This is a genomic window from Gloeocapsopsis crepidinum LEGE 06123 (assembly GCF_015207655.1).
Classification (GTDB): Bacteria; Cyanobacteriota; Cyanobacteriia; order Cyanobacteriales; family Chroococcidiopsidaceae; genus Gloeocapsopsis; species Gloeocapsopsis crepidinum.
On the sequence record NZ_JADEWN010000090.1, the window covers coordinates 1 to 17846 of the forward strand.

15 protein-coding genes are annotated in these 17846 nt (G+C 36.8%); 2 read left to right on the forward strand and 13 right to left on the reverse strand.

Going from position 1 to position 17846, the window contains the following annotated elements; translation table 11 throughout:
* Positions 1–296: 296 nt before the first annotated feature.
* Positions 297–572, reverse strand: a complete 276-nt coding sequence (locus tag IQ230_RS24045; protein ID WP_193934745.1) for a hypothetical protein — start codon at positions 570–572, stop codon at positions 297–299.
* A 244-nt stretch (positions 573–816) separates the two neighbouring features.
* Positions 817–1374, reverse strand: a complete 558-nt coding sequence (locus tag IQ230_RS24050; protein WP_193934746.1) for a Uma2 family endonuclease — start codon at positions 1372–1374, stop codon at positions 817–819.
* 117 nt (positions 1375–1491) lie between these two features.
* Here IQ230_RS24050 and IQ230_RS24055 point away from each other — a divergent pair, with 117 nt between their 5' ends.
* On the forward strand, positions 1492–2331 hold the full coding sequence (locus IQ230_RS24055; protein ID WP_193934747.1) for an Rpn family recombination-promoting nuclease/putative transposase: 840 nt from the start codon (positions 1492–1494) through the stop codon (positions 2329–2331).
* A 54-nt stretch (positions 2332–2385) separates the two neighbouring features.
* Here the strand turns inward: IQ230_RS24055 and rpmB are convergent, their stop codons facing one another.
* Together rpmB and htpG are read right to left on the reverse strand one after the other, a co-directional pair.
* Positions 2386–2622 (reverse strand): 50S ribosomal protein L28, encoded by a 237-nt coding sequence (gene rpmB / locus IQ230_RS24060; RefSeq protein ID WP_015189261.1) that lies wholly within the window; start codon positions 2620–2622, stop codon positions 2386–2388.
* A 204-nt stretch (positions 2623–2826) separates the two neighbouring features.
* Positions 2827–4806 (reverse strand): molecular chaperone HtpG, encoded by a 1980-nt coding sequence (htpG, locus tag IQ230_RS24065; RefSeq protein WP_322742560.1) that lies wholly within the window; start codon positions 4804–4806, stop codon positions 2827–2829.
* A gap of 537 nt (positions 4807–5343) precedes the next feature.
* Here htpG and IQ230_RS24070 point away from each other — a divergent pair.
* Positions 5344–6114: a WecB/TagA/CpsF family glycosyltransferase gene (locus IQ230_RS24070; RefSeq protein WP_193934749.1), complete on the forward strand. Its 771-nt coding sequence runs from the start codon at positions 5344–5346 to the stop codon at positions 6112–6114.
* Positions 6115–6275: 161 nt separating this feature from the next.
* Here the strand turns inward: IQ230_RS24070 and IQ230_RS24075 are convergent, their stop codons facing one another.
* From IQ230_RS24075 to IQ230_RS24110, 9 genes are all read right to left on the reverse strand, one after another.
* A complete protein-coding gene (locus IQ230_RS24075) occupies positions 6276–7010 on the reverse strand; it encodes an acyltransferase (RefSeq protein WP_193934750.1) in 735 nt (244 codons plus the stop codon).
* A 336-nt stretch (positions 7011–7346) separates the two neighbouring features.
* Positions 7347–7475: a hypothetical protein gene (locus IQ230_RS27540; RefSeq protein ID WP_265576249.1), complete on the reverse strand. Its 129-nt coding sequence runs from the start codon at positions 7473–7475 to the stop codon at positions 7347–7349.
* A 700-nt stretch (positions 7476–8175) separates the two neighbouring features.
* Positions 8176–9054, reverse strand: a complete 879-nt coding sequence (locus IQ230_RS24080; RefSeq protein WP_193934751.1) for a glycosyltransferase family 2 protein — start codon at positions 9052–9054, stop codon at positions 8176–8178.
* A gap of 117 nt (positions 9055–9171) precedes the next feature.
* Positions 9172–10206: a glycosyltransferase family 2 protein gene (locus IQ230_RS24085; RefSeq protein ID WP_193934752.1), complete on the reverse strand. Its 1035-nt coding sequence runs from the start codon at positions 10204–10206 to the stop codon at positions 9172–9174.
* Positions 10207–10291: 85 nt separating this feature from the next.
* Positions 10292–11587 (reverse strand): lipopolysaccharide biosynthesis protein, encoded by a 1296-nt coding sequence (locus IQ230_RS24090; RefSeq protein WP_193934753.1) that lies wholly within the window; start codon positions 11585–11587, stop codon positions 10292–10294.
* A gap of 456 nt (positions 11588–12043) precedes the next feature.
* A complete protein-coding gene (locus tag IQ230_RS24095; protein WP_193934754.1) occupies positions 12044–13084 on the reverse strand; it encodes a glycosyltransferase family 2 protein in 1041 nt (346 codons plus the stop codon).
* Positions 13085–13130: 46 nt separating this feature from the next.
* The gene (locus IQ230_RS24100; RefSeq protein ID WP_322742559.1) at positions 13131–14450 is read right to left on the reverse strand and encodes an O-antigen ligase family protein; all 1320 of its coding nucleotides are present in this window, start codon (positions 14448–14450) and stop codon (positions 13131–13133) included.
* Between the two features lie 33 nt (positions 14451–14483).
* Positions 14484–15485 (reverse strand): glycoside hydrolase family 5 protein, encoded by a 1002-nt coding sequence (locus IQ230_RS24105; protein WP_193934755.1) that lies wholly within the window; start codon positions 15483–15485, stop codon positions 14484–14486.
* 136 nt (positions 15486–15621) lie between these two features.
* Positions 15622–17088 carry a GumC family protein gene (locus tag IQ230_RS24110; RefSeq protein WP_193934756.1) on the reverse strand — a complete coding sequence of 489 codons (1467 nt, stop codon included), beginning with the start codon at positions 17086–17088 and terminating at the stop codon, positions 15622–15624.
* Between the last annotated feature and the right edge of the window lie 758 nt (positions 17089–17846).

A 17846-nucleotide genomic window follows, 5' to 3' on the forward strand; every position in this document is an offset into this window, starting at 1 on the left:
CTGATTGAGGTGTCACCTTGTGTGTATGCCTTAACTATTTTTTCTCGCAAGTCGAGCGAGTACGGTTTCATTAGACTTCATTTGTGTACTCCTCTTACTGTACCTCATAAACTTGCAATAGGCTGTAAACGCCACAATAGTTATGCAACCAGCAATATAGCTAAGTCAAACGTATGGTTCAGAATTTAGCAATGTCTAAAAAATATTCATGTTGGCTCAGCTACGAGAAAAGTTCAACCTGATTCCCACTGAAGATGTTCTATTCTTTACAGAATGGTTTCAAGAATTATCTGAACTTACAAATAATGACGCACCCAGCTCGTATTGAATTGCAATATACTCAGAATGCTTCCAGCACTCAAGACGGACAGAATACTTCCTGCGCTTAAGATACTTAATAGACAACCAGCGCTACCAATACTTAAAATGCTGCCGGCGCTACCAATACTAAGGATGCTACCAACGCTACCAATACTCAAAATGCTGCCGGCGCTACCAATACTAAGGATACTGCGATAACTCATCCAACTTAAAATACTGCGTTCTGCAGCAAGCCAGCTTTCACTCACCATTGCCTTTATAAATAAATGAATGAGGGGATTTTAACACAGCTTAAGAAGGCAGTTAGTAGTCTATAGCGCTTAAACAATTTTCTCACTGGCGATTTATCCAGTCAGAAACGAACATACAGTCACAGTATGTCTAGAGATAGTCAGTCTCAGCAAGTATGCGATCGCTTAAATTTTCACATATCAAGAACTATACTAATCACACAATACAAATAGGTAGAACCAATTACCACTTACCAGCTCAAAATCAATAAATCAGTTGTAAGTTCAATACAAACCCTGGTAATACATCTTCGCCAGAAAGGGTTGTAGGAGACTCTAAAACTTTTTTGTTTCTTCCGCTACGATAAACTTCTACTCTTCTTGTTTTCGGATCAATTAGCCAACCTAACACAGCACCATTTTCAATATATTCCTGCATCTTTTGTTGTAATTCCTCAATGTTATCTGAAGGAGAACAAAGTTCAATAACAAAATCTGGGCAAAGTGGTGGAAATTTATCTTGCTGTTCTAAGCTGAGAGTATTCCAGCGCTCCTGTTTAATCCAAGCTGCATCAGGAGAACGTCGCGCACCATTTGGTAAAACGAACATTGTAGAAGAATCAAACGCTTCACCTAAATTATTCGCACTGCTCCAGTTTTCTAATTGAGCGCTAATCTTAATGTTACGTCTACCCGTATTCCCCCCAGTGGGCGGCATAATAACTAATTCTCCATTCTTTGTGCTTTCAAAGCGCCACTCCTCATTTTCAGATGCAATCCGCATGAATTCTTCATCAGTTAGCGGGAGTTTGAGAGTTATCATAAAATCCTCTTTCGGTTCTAGTTACTTGAGGGTAAAACGGAGACTGCAACAGGATTTTTGTGGCGATCGCTTTTAGTTTACAATGGTGTTTGATTTGACTATATCAGCTAATAACTCTTGCGTACTGACAGCCTGTTCTACCAACTGTTTCAGATTTATCCAACGATTCTGTTTGAACTTATTGATAACTTGTCGCCCAGAACATCTACTTATAGCTTTTTGTCTCAAGAAGTCAAGCAAACCAGTTTCCGTATCGATGGTATTTTACTTCCGCCTCCCTACGCTACTGATTTGCCCATTTACTTTGTTGAGTTTCAAGGCTACCGCGATACCAAAGGCGACCTTTATCCTAGTTTCTTCAGCGAGATTTTCCTTTATCTCAATGACTACCGACCTGCGAATGATTGGCGAGGTATCTTAATTTTTACCAAACGCCGTCTAGATCCAGGCTTACCAACACAGTACCAAGACTTTGCTAATAGTGTACGTCTGCAACGCATCTACTTAGACGAACTCGCCGAAGCTGAAAGTATCGGGTTAGGAGTGTTACAACTCATCGGTGTGAAGGAAGATGTTGCACCAGAAAAAGCGAAACAACTTATCGAGAGAGTACAACAAGAACTGACGGATGTTGCTGAACGCAAAAAAATTCTAGAATTAGTAGAGACAGTCATCATCTACAAGTTTCCCAATTTAAGTAGGCAGGAGATTGAAGAGATGTTGGAGTTAAGTGAATTAAAGCAAACTAGAGTCTATCAAGAAGCTCTAGAAGAAGGGCTAGAGCAAGGGCTAGAGCAAGGGCTAGAGCAAGGGCTGGAGCAAGGGCTTGAACGTGGTCGCCAAGAAGGTAAATTAGCCGCAGTTCCTTTATTGTTAGAAGCAGGGATGACTGTAGAGCAAATTGCGGAGCGACTTGGTATCGATTTAGAAGCCATTAGGCGGGTAGCACAGCAGTAACTACTTTACACTTGTTTTCTCATACTGGGGCAGTACTGCCCCCAAAAGTACGCATTAATAACGATTCAAATTGATTCCTGCTTCTTTTGCCATTGCTTCCAAGCCTTTGTGTTCCAATGTCTTGATTGCTTTAGTAGAAAGTAGCAGTCTTACCCAGCGATTTCCTTGCGCCCACCATACTCGCTTCCACTGCAAGTTTGCCTCTTGCAGTTTTTTGGTACGACGGTGCGAGTGCGAAATTGCATAAGCATTATTTGCTTTTTTACCTGTTAGCTGACATTTGCGTGACATAGTCTATCTCCATATGTGAATTGACGTGCAATCTCCTATTGTATCTGCATTACCTGAATGAGTGTACTGGAAGTGCGATCGCACCTCGTATTTATTAGTCCACGAAGGTGGACTTAGTTTTTTGAGCCGCGACTTTAGTCCTCAGGCTATTTACCCATAAAAAAAGCCCGTCGATACGGGCTATCAACCATAACCTAGCTCTACCTAACTTTTAGCAGCACGTTCAGTCAGTTTTGTCAATACCTGGTTAGACCTTTCGACAAAAGCTTTCATCCCTTCAGCATCAAACCCTTTTTGTGCCATCAGTGCCAAATCGTAGACGTGATGACAAATCATATTCGCCAACTCTGCTGAAGGAGACGAAGTATCTCCTTGCAGAATACTACCTTGATTTAAACTCACAAGATTTTGAATCAGTGGATGCGCTGTATTCACAAGCAGAATGTGTTCCTCAGGAAACTGGGCAGTTTGCTGCTGCATAAATGCATTCATTTCCTGGATGCGGCGCATAAATTCTGGCAACAATACCATTGCTGGCGGTGTACCTTGCGGATCGTCTGACTTGAGTGCTTCGGTGCGAATATTGAGTTTAGGCTTGTTGAGGGCTTGTTGAAAGAGTTCTTTGATCAATTCGCTACGAGTTTTATTTGTCTTAGGATCGACAATCTCCGCAGCTTTGTCTTGATCTAGCAACGTTTCGTCTAAGTCAGAGTCTACCCGTGAGAACTTGACATCAGGATATTCGCGTTCGAGGAATGTAATAAAGTGGGTATCAATGAACGAGTCCATAAATAGGACTTCCAAACCCTGGTTTTTATGCAGTTCTACATACGTTGCTTGGGTGACTTGATCGGTGCAGTAATAAACCCGATTTTCATGCCGTTGTTTATTACGTTCAAGGTATTCCTTCAGCGTTGTGTATGGAAGTGTTGTGGCTTCTGATTCTTGCGGAGTTACATCTTGCCACACATCGCCTTCTTGCGACTGTACCTCAACGCTTGGTGTGTCACTGCCTTTTGCCTCATTAGTCGTGCGATAGATGATGATATCTTCAATTTGTTTTTTAAACTTCTCGTCGTTGAGCGCACCAAATTTGACAAAGGTGCCGATATCTTGCCAAGCCTGGATGTATTCTTCTTTGTTGTCGCGGTAGAGTTCCTTGAGGCGATCGCCGACTTTGCGTGAAATATAATCTGCGATTCGGCGTACTGTGCGATCCATTTGCAAAGCACTGCGCGACACATTTAGCGGAATATCAGTGCTATCAATCACACCCCGCATTGGTAGTAAAAACTTGGGAATAATTTCTTCACAGCGATCGCTGACAAACACTTGGTTGCAGAATAACTTAATCTGTCCTTGCGTCACATCGACATCTGGCTTCAGTTTAGGAAAATACAATATCCCATTGAGAATGAAAGGATAATCAGTGTTGAGATGTACCCAGATAAGTGGTTCTTCTTGAAAGGGATATAAGTAACGGTAGAACTCTAAATAATCTTCCTTCGTTAAACTGTTAGGAGGTTCGCGCCACGGTGCTTTTTGCCGATTAAGAACCTCATCATCAAGCTTAATCGGTACTGGCATAAAGTCGCAGTAGGTTTTCACTAACTGCTTAATCCGCGCTGGTTCGAGATATTCTTGTTCTTCTTCTTGCAGAGTCAGCGTAATTGTAGTCCCGCGTTGTGTGCGGGGTGAATCTTCTAAACGAAACTCTGGCGAACCATCACACGACCAATGTACAGCAGTTGCGCCTTGTTTATACGAAAGTGTATCAATCTCGACTTTTTGCGCCACCATAAATGAGGAATAAAACCCCAAGCCAAAATGACCAATAATTGGCTGATCGGATTTGCCTTGATACTTCTGAATAAATTCCTCTGCGCTTGAGAAGGCAACTTGGTTAATATATTTTTTGACTTCCTCTGCAGTCATGCCAATACCATTGTCGCTGAGCGAGAGGGTTTTTTGATCTTTATCGATTGCAATCTGAATTTCTGGTTCGCCAACATCGCCAGTGTACTCTCCAGCGCGGGATACCATTTTTAGTTTCTGGATGGCATCTACAGCGTTGGATACGAGTTCCCTTAAGAATATTTCGTGGTCGGAATAAAGCGATTTCTTAATAATCGGGAAAATATTTTCTGTGTGAATACTGATTGTGCCTTGTTCCAGCATGATGATTTACTTTATCGGTTCTTCATTCAGGATCATAAAGGCAGATCAAGTGCGATCGCCGCAATCTCTAACAGAGAAATTGCCCCCCGTGACAATTCGGTTTACCCTACCTTACTTCTACAATCTGTCTACATGCTAAAAACATGTCCTTCTAAACTTTGTTTACGTAAATTTACTGTAGCTTTGTTTTCGTAAGTCTTGTTGTTTTTACGTAAATTTCATCTAAACTTCTTGCACTTTAAAGATCGTATAAACCTTTACAAAAAACTTCCGCATATACCGAAAATAAAACTTAAGCTGTTTAGTGTCTGTTGTACTAATAGATATCAGTTGTACGTAAATTTACTGTAAATCCAGTAACGCAAAAATGTTTGTGCTTTAAAAAGCATAGCCATTGTAGTTGTAAGAATATCAAATCTCCATTGCTGCCCGAGAAAGATGTACTGAATGCAGGATTCAGATAGTTATCTATTGCCTTTTTTCGGAGAGCTAAATCTCGGTCTGAGATAAACTTCTCATTTATTATTTTCTAGAAGCAAAACGATGAAACTAGTAAGAATACTCAATATTTCACTGAATAATTTATCTAAATTAGAGTTATTGAAAAATCTTAAATCGGGTGTTGTATTTACACCCAATGTAGATCACATGGTCAAGCTACAGTATGATCGTGAGTTTTTACAGACTTATTTACAAGCTGATTATAAAGTTTGTGATAGCCAAATTTTGGTTTATGCTTCTAGGTTTCTAGGAACTCCTATTAAAGAAAAAATCTCTGGTTCAGATTTTTTCCCAGCGTTTTATACCTATCACAGAAATAATCCTCATATTAAAATTTTCCTTTTGGGAGGTAAGCAAGGAGTAGCACAGCGAGCTGCTAAAAGAATTAATGGTAAAATTGGTAGAAATATAGTGATAGGCGCTCACTCTCCTTCTTTCGGATTTGAAAAGAATGAACAAGAGTGTATAGAACTGATAGACATGATTAATCAGTCTGGTGCATCGGTTTTAGCAGTGGGTGTTGGAGCACCAAAGCAAGAAAAATGGATTATAAAATATAAAAACAGATTACCAAATATAAAAATATTTCTAGCTGTAGGAGCCACAATTGATTTTGAGGCAGGAAACGTGAAAAGAGCGCCGAAATGGATGAGTGAGGCTGGTTTGGAATGGCTATATAGACTATTAGTGGAACCTCAGCGTCTTTGGAGAAGATATTTATTAGAAGATTTACCATTTTTTTGGTTAGTCTTAAAACAAAAACTCAAGTTAGATAATCTTCCTACTACCAGTGTAGATGAAAGAGTTGTTTAACTTTAAAAACATAATTTTATTTGTCAACTAATAAATCTCCTTTTTGTGAAGGAGATTTATTAGTTTTATTTAAGTAAGCTCAAACTTTAAGATAAAGAAGTAAGTAGATGTTAACCCAAAATTATATAAATTGAATTGAATCTACCTACTGAAATAATGCCTTAACTTCTTGCTAGTAACTTTTGTTCTCCTCTACGCGTAACTACTTTTGCAGGAACACCTACTGCGACTGAATAAGGAGGAACATTCTTAGTGACAACAGCCCCTGCTCCAATAACGCTACCTTGACCGATGGTAACGCCATCAAGGACTGTTACTCCATTACCTAACCAACAATCATCTTCAATGACAATTCCCTTACGAGTTACTCCTTGCTCCCAAATATAATGAGATGGATCGGCAAAGATATGATTATTAGCATAGATTCCGACGTGTGAGGCAATTAAACAGCATTTGCCGATTTTGATATTACCAGGACCAGCAATACAGCTATAAGCGCCAATAACTGTACGCTCGCCAACTTCAATATGGCAGTTTCCTTCAGTAGGAACAACACTGATATTGACGCCACGCTCAATACAGACGCGATCGCTTAACAGAATTTGACTATTTTGTCCTCTTGCTGTTAGACGAACATCACGGAGAATCTTAATTTCATCACCCATGTCTATATGCTCAGCACCAAAGAATTCTACTCCAAACTCGATATATACAGATCTTCCCATTCGCTTCATGATAGGGCGGTATATCAGCTGTCTTAATAGAGAACCTGGAAGTTTTGGAATCCAACCTACTAGTAGAAAGATTACAGTTTCTTGGACACGCGACCATAAAGAATTGATGTGACGCTCAGATAAAAGCAATTGCTGTTTTGAGCTGCTTGTATTGATATTCATAGTTAACTCGTTCTCCATTATTTCTCAGAGAGACTACTCTCCTTAAACCAGCAAAAATAAGTCGAATTGAAGTATTCAAGCCTTATGCGATCGCAATATCTTTAGCAAAAAATTGCTTTGTAGCTGAGAAGCTAAAGCTAAATTTCTAAGCTTAATCAATTTTCACTGCTGTTACTGAACCAATATATCTAAAAACTACAACCTTAGCTTAGAGTTCAGCACAATGATTTTTGAAAATATTAGTTAGCGCTCTTATAAAGCTCAGTATAATTTGCCTCAATTCATAAACTGAGGTTTATTAATCTCAAAAATGATTTATAGTCTGTCACACCTAACTTATGGTGGAGTATCACCTACTTCAGACATCACATTAAAGTCCACCATTGGTGCAAACAAGTAGATACTTCCCCGATTTCGATATCGGTTTTCTTGCAACCAGTTTCTAGTATCTAGTACTGTTTTCACGACGGGAAGATATCCTAAGAACTACTTGACAGTTTAATGTTTATGCTCATAACTCAGCATTCCCCACTAAACTCAATCAATCTTTTTTACAAACAAATAAGTCTATAAATATATCAAATATAATACTGTATTTGTTTTGTTGTGTTCATCTACATAATAATACTGATCTTCAATATAAACAACTATTTTTAAGATAAAACTATATAAAGTTATTGTAAAATCTTAATGAAGCTTTAGTTTATAAAGTTCTCTTAAATTTAAGGTCTTATGTAACTGACTAAGAAACCTATTTTTATGTGTTAACCCTTAGTTAAGATGGCGATATATATCTTATACAAAGCTTTTTATGCTGTAGAGTACACTTTTCAGAAGACAGTAGTAAGTAAATATAGGCTAAAAAATAAAAGTACTAACCATACTGTTTGAAGTCAAAACTATTTAACTTAACCAAAAAGACTAAAGCCAAGAAAAAGCTCAGCTTTAAAGATGCCAATGATTACCTTGAATTGCTATCTATCCTAATATTTTGATATTTTTTAGATATGAGCTAAGAGATGAAAATGATTTAGTAATTCAATGTATATTTAGTGACAAAGTAAAAGTAATTTTTTAAGTTCATTCAAGCTTGATATTTCATTGCAGACATGATTGCATTCATTGGACAGCGCTCGCAGAATAAGCACTTAGTAGCTGTATAAATTCATACATATAATGTATTAGGCAGTTGTAACAATGACAACATACTTATAGCTCCTTGCAATTCCCCAATCTTCCACCCAAGTTGCCATAAGAATTCAGCAAAGTCACCTCGACTGCGGACTTGTAGAATAGTAAAGGTCAAATATCTCCAACCACCCAAATATAATTTTAAGGTAGAAAATATGCTCAATGAACCACCATATTTCTGGCGAAGCGGTAAGTAAGCCTTTGACCATTTCAAAGCTTGGCTATAATTGCTGAACAAAGAACTACGAAAACGGTAATGCACGATCGCACTTGGTACTAAATGAATTTTGGCTCCTGCAAGTTGTGCTCTCCAACAATACTCGGTATCTTCTACATAAAGAAAAGACTCATCAAAACCACCGATGGCTTGATATAGCGAGCGTTTAAAACCAAGATTGCAACCACCAGCAAACGGAAGATATGGAGAATGTTGTGGATACATAAGTCCTGATTGCTGTTGGTGATTCCTTCTTCGCCAAGTAGTATTGAGTTTTGTATAATCAAGAACACCAGCAACAAGTTCATGACGATTCAGTGCTTCTCCCATCGCTGCTACCCAGCCAAGAGCAACCTCGTCGTCCGCATCGCAGAAAGCAAAAGCCTCACCTCTTGCAGCTAATATGCCCATGTTACGAGCGTATGATGGTCCTTGTCGCGCTAGTGCATGGATAAGACGGAGATGAGGAATCTTTTTTGTGTATTCATTTACGATCGCTACAGTATTATCAGTTGAGCCGTTGTTGCAAACGATAATTTCCCATTGTTCATGCCAAGTTTGATTGGCAAGCGCTTCGAGTTGAACAGCAATAGTATCAGCTGCATTGAAACAAGGAATAATAACACTCAGTTTCATTATTTTAGATGATGTAAAGTTTAATACACAAATATAACTATCAATAAATTTGTACTGCAGATTTGTCGTGCATTGGTCCTTCTTAGGGCGATCGCAGATCAAGACAGCTTCTTAGTTCTAGTAAGCTCGCTTATACCCATATTGCTTCATGCGCTCAATTCCAGCTAGAATCGGGACAAGAGTCAGTATTCCAACAATTTTTAGCGAAGAACTACACTTAAGCGCTTCTTTAATTTGCACCATTGTAGTAGCAGTATCACCTCTACTCAGCGCCCGACGTGCTGCACCTAGTGTATTAATTGCAGATACTTCTTCTGCTTTGTGCGATAACTTATCTGCAAGGATGTCAGGTAAATAAGCGCGAGAAATTTCAATTGCTTTGCGTCTATCTGCAACGTTTGCCCCAGACTTAATTACATCAGAAGTTGCAGAAGCAGAATGTATGCGATAATGCGCTAATATTTGCGGTTCGTACCACAGTGGGTAGTGTGCTGCAATACGCTTACACATTTCCCAGTCACACGTATAACGTAGTTCCGGATGAAACCCACCTAACTTTTCATACACACTCCGTTTAACAACAAGTGCTGGAGGTTGAATTAATGGTTCTACTGCAATCCGTTCTATCCAGTGAGAAATAACACCAGCTGTAACTTGCTCTAATTTAGGAATATAAACAGGGCGATCGTCTTCATCTACATTAGCGTATCGACAAAACGCTGCTCCAAGTGTAGGTTCTTGCTCAAATGCTTCCTGTAAATGCCGATAAAATCCAGGTAAAACGACGTCGTCATCGTGCAAGATATGAACCAAATGACCGCGTGATCGCTGAATACAAGCTGTCAGGTTAGCTGTTAAGCCAACATTGTAAGGTTGTCGATAAAAAGAAATTCTACCCTGACCAACATCTTGAACAACTGCTTCCACATCTGTTTGTGTGGAACAATTGTCTACAACTTCGATCTGCATAAACTCTGGTGCAGGTGCTTGATTTAGTATACTTGTGAGGGTTTTCTCTAGATACTTAGTGCGATTATAAGTTGGAATCATCACAGACCAAAGCGGTCTATTCTTTTCTTCTGATGCTTCAATTCTAGGACAACTATTAGTTCCAGGTACTGGAGAACTTGATACTCTGTTTGTTTTATTCATTGTCTTTCTCCGACAGAAATTAATCAAAACAATCAAACGAGTGTTCTATAAAAATCCAAAAACTACCTTGACTTTTGGTTTAAAGCTATGAACTTATAGTCATTTTGTGGGAACTGCTACCAAAAACGTATTTACTAGTCCAAAAGGTAAACAGAGGTAATAACACAATATGAGTACTTAACACTGCTGCAGCTACTGCTAAAACTCCCCACTGCACAGCTACAAGTAGGCTTACAGCAAAGATTAAAGTAAAAATTAAATTCCAAGCGAGAGCTATTCGACTTTTATCAATAGTTAAAAGTAAAAGCTTAGCTGCTTCTGCAAACGGTCGCGATATAGCTGAAAGACATATAAGTACTAAGATAGGAATTGCAGGAATCCATTTCTGACCAAAGATAATTGGTACATAAAAAGGAGCTAAACTTGATTGAAGTAAAACTAGTGGAATAACAATAAAAGCAATTGTTTTTATACTACTAAAATATGTCGATTTCAGTTGACTTAAATTAGTGCGAGCAGCACACAAATGAGGGAATAAAGAAGAAACAATGACATTCAATACATTCATGCTAATTCCTAGCCCTGCATTGAAGGCAAAATAATATAATCCTAGTTCATTAAAACCTAGAAACTTTCCTACTATTAAATAATCTAGATTTGCTCTCAGTTTATTTAAAAATTCAACTACTATAATATTTACTGAATAACCTGCTACTTCCTGCCACTTGTAAAAGGTAAAAGATTTTTTTGGTCTCCAAGAATGATTCATTAGGTTAATAACAAGCCAAATTGGATTTGCTAATCCAAAAGGTAAAATAACTGACCAAATTCCAAATCCCAAGAAAGCCAAAGCAATAGTTGCAACATTAAGAGCAATTCCCTGAAGAACATTAATTAATGCTGTAATATTAAGTCTGTTTTCTCTTCTAATTAATGAAGATTGTACAGCTCCAATTGGTAGTAACAGATAACTTAAAGCTATAAAGCAAACAGGTAAAACTATATTATTGTCTTTGTAAAACCATGCTAGAGGAAAAGCGACTGCACATTGGAGGATAAAGATAACTACAAATAATATCCAGTTCATCCAATATGCTGTATCACATAAAACTTTGAGATCTTTATCTGGTGCTTGAATAATCTTGGCATCAATGGCAGAGCAAAATGTACCAGCAAAGTCATGTGTAATTAGAATGATTGCAATAAGTCCATATTCATAGGAGTTCAGTAGACGAGCTAAAGTAATAGTAGTAACTAAACGAAAAACTCGATTGACTAATTCTGCCCCACCTAGCCAACCCATATTGCGTACAAATTGACTAGATAATTTCCATTTTAATTTATTAGCTACTAACCTAGCTTTTCTAATACTAATTGTCATTATTTACCTTTAGTCTAAAAATTATAAAAAATCTATGGATAATGTCTTTTTTATTGCATATAAACTTTAATTTTCAACGTGGAGTTTTACTGAAGTTAAAGGAGATTTAATTAAATCTTAAGATATATCCTGAATAAATCTATTTATCTTGGTACTTCTTCAAAGTCTCTTCATTAAACTTTAATCAGAGTAATGATATTATTAAATTAGTTCATAAAGGTAGCTTTTTATATTATGTAGTGCCTGAAAATAAATCTCAGAATGCCCTATATATCCAAAAATAAAGTAAGTAGATAAGATAGGTTCCTAAATGAATTTTTTATCAAGTTGAAATTTTATAAATAAATAGAATCAAGAAAATGAGATTGTTTGATTCCAAAGTTGACCCTTAATGTATTTCGATCAATCTTGTTATGGGTCAACTTAGATATCTTTATATTGCAACTAAGCAAATAATTATACTGATTGTTGATATCCTTCTGTTGTTAGTGTACGGTTTTGTGTTGCTCCGACAAATTTTATAGCTACGCTTTTGATGAACGAATGTAGAGACTTAGGGAATAGAAATAGCGAGTAAGCAGCAGCTAAAGTCAATAGTGTACGATGTGGTTCTTCAATAAGAATCTGCCAGTATGTGAATAAAGCTTTATGTGCTAACTCCATTGCTGTTGCTTTTGCTTCTAAAGTTACTGCTCTTCTGGCCAAATGCCGTAGTTGATATGCCATTGCTGGAGCTTTCCATTGATGCATATCTTTTGCAGGTGTATAAGCTTGAGCTTTATTTAACAACGTTTCCCACGATCTAAGTTTTTTCAAGATTTGCGCTGAAAATCCGTGAGGATTTACTCGATAGAGTGTCAGTGGTGCTGCAACTCCTTCCATTTTCCATTTCGTCTGGATGGCAATTCGTAACCAGCATTCAACATCTTCTGATGGATGCAGGTTTCTATCCTCGTTAAAATAAAAATCTTCTGTCGTTCCGTAAAGATTGTCTTTGAACTTAATTTCTGCAAAAACTTCTCTTCTAAAAACTGCAGCCGAACCATTTCCAATTGGTGTACGACATAGTAAATCTAATGGAGTAATATCCTTAAGCTTGGACATTTGGTACAGCTTTAATGGATTTCCTTCTTCATCAATAAGAGCAGAGCGACTAAAGCTGACTCCAACATTTGGTGAAGTTTCTAAATGTTCAATATGTTTTTCTAGTTTGTTTGGCAACCATAAATCATCTGCATCCAAGAAAGCTAAATAGTCTCCTTGACTGTAGCGAATCCCTGTATTTCTAGCAGCCGCTACTCCTCGGTTCTCTTGACGAATAATTCTAATTCTAGGATCTGTAAACTTCTGACAAATATCTATACTTTCATCAGGAGAACCATCATCAACAATGAGTAGTTCGAAATTTGTGTAACTCTGCTGAAGAACTGTTTTTATAGTATCAGCAATATATTTTTCTACATTGTAAACTGGAATAATGACAGAAACTTTACTCATTTTAATTTTTATCTTTAATCATCTATTTTTTTATATAGAACTCTAATTAGCTTTCTAATAAAGTGTTTTTGAATCTAAGAAGAGTAGATACTGATTGAGTTTCTGCTCTTAAAGCAATACCTAACATCAACAAACCAGGCCAGTAAAGATATGCTAAAAGGTCAAGTTCTTCCGTAAATGAGAAGAAGAAGAAAACTAAAATTATACTCAATCCTGTTTTAGCGATCGCACTTCTCTGTGCTTGAATTACTAAGTATATAAGACTCCATAAAAATGGCACAGCAAACGCCATAAAACCAACTAAACCCTTAGTGTAAAGTAAGTTTACCCAAGTACCACATCCAGACGTTCCGACTGGCAAGAAGTATACGATTGCTGGACCTATGGGTTCAGTGTATCCATGACCCCAAATAGGTGCTTCATTCCACCATTTATCTAGAGATAACTTAATCAAGTTTATTCGAGCTTCAGAAGAAGTTGCTCTAGCACCATGCACTTGTTCAGTAAGATTACTAATAAAATTAGTTATTTGAGTCGAGAAAATACTTAGCAAAAAACTTCCTATGCCTGTAGCAAAATATATTCCAGGACGAGTAAAGTTTGTTAAAAGCCAAGTAAGCAACAAAATCACTGGAAAAGATAAAATTGCTGCTCGTGATACCGAAACCAAAACCATAGCAAGGGCGCCTATCATCCCAATTCTACGCCACTTTTTATTTGTTTCTTGGCGAGCAATAAAAAAGTAAATTAGTGATATCAGTGCTAAGTTTGGTGCCCAAGGAGAAAATAAAGCTAGACGGACTTGATTACTATCGTAGTCTAAAAAATACAATACTACACTATAAAGATCTGGAGAATTACCTCCAACTTTAGCCAAAGGAGAAACATATAAAGTACTAGTGGGGAGACGTAGTAAGTATGCCAAATAACAAATTGGAATAACAATTAAACTTTGAGCACAAAGGATACAAACAGCTCTGTAGATTAATTTTGGTCTAATATTAAGACAAGCAACTAAAGGTAATAAACCCCAGAGAGCGTGTTCCCTAGTCCACTTAAAAACAGACTTCATTAATCTAACAGTATCAACATTGAAATCAAGATTACCGATGATTATGGCAACTACAATTATGCACATTGAAATCATCCATAACCATGTAGTTGAAGAAATTGTTATTTCTCTAACCGTATTTTCTTTTGATTGCTGCCAAACTTTCTTGCCAAGATAAGCTACTAATATCCAAGCTACTATAGGTATGACAATAGGCTGAGCACCAAAGAGATATAAGCCGTACGTACCAATGATTGTGTACCAAACTAAGCTTTCTTCAAAGTTGAGTGGTTTCATTCTTATTTTCCTATCCACAATTAACTCAAAAAGCTTGAAATTGACAATTAATTATCTTTTGTCAAAAAGATAATCTTTAACAAAACCACCCATATAGTTTTCTCCTACTAATAAATTCCAGTCCTTATCAAACATTTCTGGTTGCCAAGAATGATCAGCAACCCAACAAGTCCAACTAAGATTGTATTTCTCTAAATTTTTCATTAAAGGAACGCCAAAATTCGTTATAGTTCCACTTGTAGGATAATCAGCACCGTCACGAAATCCCCATTCTGTAATAAATAAAGGAATTTTATCAGCTACATTAAATATCCATTTATCCCACAATGACCTATCAAGACCAGGATAAAGGTGCGCCACATAAACAATATTTTTACCTTGAATCGGATTACTAGGCGCATCATATAAATGTTGAGCATAATGTGGTGCTCCTACTAAAATTAAGTTATTAGGAGCATAAGAACGAATGAGATCGACCCAGGGTTGAACAGTATTTTTCCAGGCTGCCCAACTCATATCAGTCGAGTTTTCGTTGAAAACCTCAAATAGTACATTAGGATAGTTTTTAAACTTGGGTGCAATGTCAGTCCAAAATGCTCGTGTTTCAGCATCGACCTTATTAGGATTGTCAATGTAATGCCAATCTATGATGCAATAGATTTGTTTTTCTACACACTTTTCTATAGCTGGCTTTATATAGTTTTTGTAATATTTTTGTGGTTGAGAATTATAACCTGAATCCCAAATAGGATATACGGGTAATCTGATTACCTTAGAGTGCCAACCTTTATTTTTGTCTGTTAGTAGCTCGATCAGTTCAACAGGTGATTTTCCAGTTTGATTTCTATAATCGTAGTGAGCTAAATCTGGAAGTGATACACCTCGTAAAACAACTTTATTATTGGAATTATCTTTAATATGAATACCATCTACATGAAGCCAAGAATTGGGCATTACTGCTGAAGAAATAGTATCAAAGTTAACAAGTATTGTTCCAATAACAAAAAGATAGCTTAATAAGAAAAAATATATATATTGTTTGATTTTCTTCATATTTACAACTAATATTTAAGTGGGCAGAAAATAGTTTTTTGATATTTATTGAAACATAGTAAGCTCATTGAACACTATTTATCTGTCCCTATTTCTAATCATTGTGTACCCTATTCTATAAGTAAAAACGCTAAATTTATCGAAAAGGGTTACTCATATTACTCTCATTAAAGCTGAGAACAGGTTGTTGCAGTTCAAGTGTTTCTAGTTCTCTTTTAACTGCTTTGTTTTTAGGTTTATGTAAGTAGAGTAATGCTATACCAGTATTAATAAATAGAGAGCATAGTGCTGCACCTAACAAAACTAACTCTGGTTTTGGTGTATTTGGAGTTGCTGCAAGAGTAGGTTCTGAGAGTATTTGAATGAGAGGATAGGAACCAAATGCATTAGCTCTGCTAATATCAAACTTAGTTAAAGTAGAAGAAAACACTGCTTCTGCGATTTGCACATCTCGTTTAAGAGCATCTAACGTAGACTCATTTTGTGCTAAATTCTTAAGCCTACTTTCAAGTAATGTAATTTGTCTATCTATTTCTTGCGCTTGAGCTTTCAGCCCTTGTTGATCAGCTTGAGATGCGACTAACCCTTGAAAAAGTGCTTCTCGAGCTGATTGAGAATTAGCCTGACTGAGTGTATATTGTTGTATTGTCGCCTCATCAACAGAACGCCCTAACAGATTTTGACTCCGAGATAAGAAAGCTTCTCGCGATGCGTCTCGCCTTGCCTGTTGTTCAACTACAGTAGGATGATCCGGTAAAAACCTTGCATTTAACTGAGTTAAAGTGGTACTAGCATCACTATAATCTTTTAAATTTTGCTGAAATATTTGGTCAGACTGTAATGCAAAAGCATCAGCAGCTTGCTGAGAAGATACATTCAGATTTACTGATAATTGATTTACACGAGAACTAATCTGCTGTTGTTGAGCCGAAACTTCTGCTTTTTGTCTTCTTAATTGTTCAATATTAGCAGAAAGATCTCTCAGTTGTTCATTAGATACTAATCCTGAGTTAGCTTTAAATGCGGAGAGTGCTTGTTGTGCATCTTGCAGCTTTTGCTTTGCAGAATCAAGAGTATTTTGGAAGCCTATATCTTGTTGAGCAATTTCTTTTACTCTTAGCTGGTTTAGTCTGGTCTGAAATGCTTGATGAAATGCCAAAGACTTATTTCTAGCTTCTTCTGGTGTTGCTCCTTTAAAGTCAAAATTCATGAGAGTTGTATTAAGCACAATCCTAACTCGAGGCTTGCCAAATTCTTGTACAGGCATATTAATTTGGCTAGCCGCTGCTTCTAAAACTGCTTCACTTTCAGCAATAATCTTGTATGTTTCTCTAGGATCTTGAATAGAACTGTTGGCATAAGGTGAAGAGTTTTCGTAATAAGCTTGCCCAATATTAGGTAGATTAACATTAGCCGCTGATTTTGTTTCTGGTAATGTAGCCGTAGAAGTACTAGTGTATACAGGTTTTTTTAGTTTAACAAATAGCAACGCAGAACCCCAAATAGCCGCATTTGCTAGCAAAGCTATTAATAAATAATATGTCCAGCGATTATTTTTGTTTGTTGAGTTTGAGAAAGAATGCGATGATATGTTTTTATTCATTGAAAACCCCTTTGCTGCTCCTAAACAGTCTTATATTTTTCCATTAACAAATATTCTTAGAGCTAAATTGAATCTGTTTTAAAATATAGCTCTTTTTATGTGTAGACAATTTTTGTATTGCTAACTTGTGTAGATATATTTTGGACGGTTTTTTGAGAAATGAGCAAATACTTCAATTGCGTACAGCATGATTAAATTATGTTCTCTATTATTTATATTATGTGAATGTTGAAAACCCTGATACTTTTCAATACCTTCTCCATGATTTCTTTGTAGAAAATGGGGCTTTTGTGATGAAAGTGTAAAGCAATGTCAAATACCCCAGAGTATTCTATGTATTTTTACGTATAGCAATAACTCTTTTGACTGATAATACTTTATTTTGTTGAAATAAAACCTAAACTCATACAATCAAGTTGTCTTTGTTCATTGTTTATGAGTGTTAAACTAGTTTACTCAGTAAATCAACCTCATTTAACATGAAATAGTAATCTTAGTAATATTTGTTTAGTCACAAAAGTAATAAAATTTCAATAGCCTAAAGTTTCAAGTGGTAGTTAAGAATAAATAAATCCCACGAAACTGTATCGAGGGATTTAACAATCAGTGCTTGCTTTAATTTCTGGGTTTCAACCAACACTGAGAGGAACGCGAGAAGAAAACATCGCATCTTGCTGTTGTCGTAACTCGTCACAAAGACGATGTAGAGGCAACTCAACATCATCATAAGTAAGCACAGTATCTTTGGGTAAATCGCG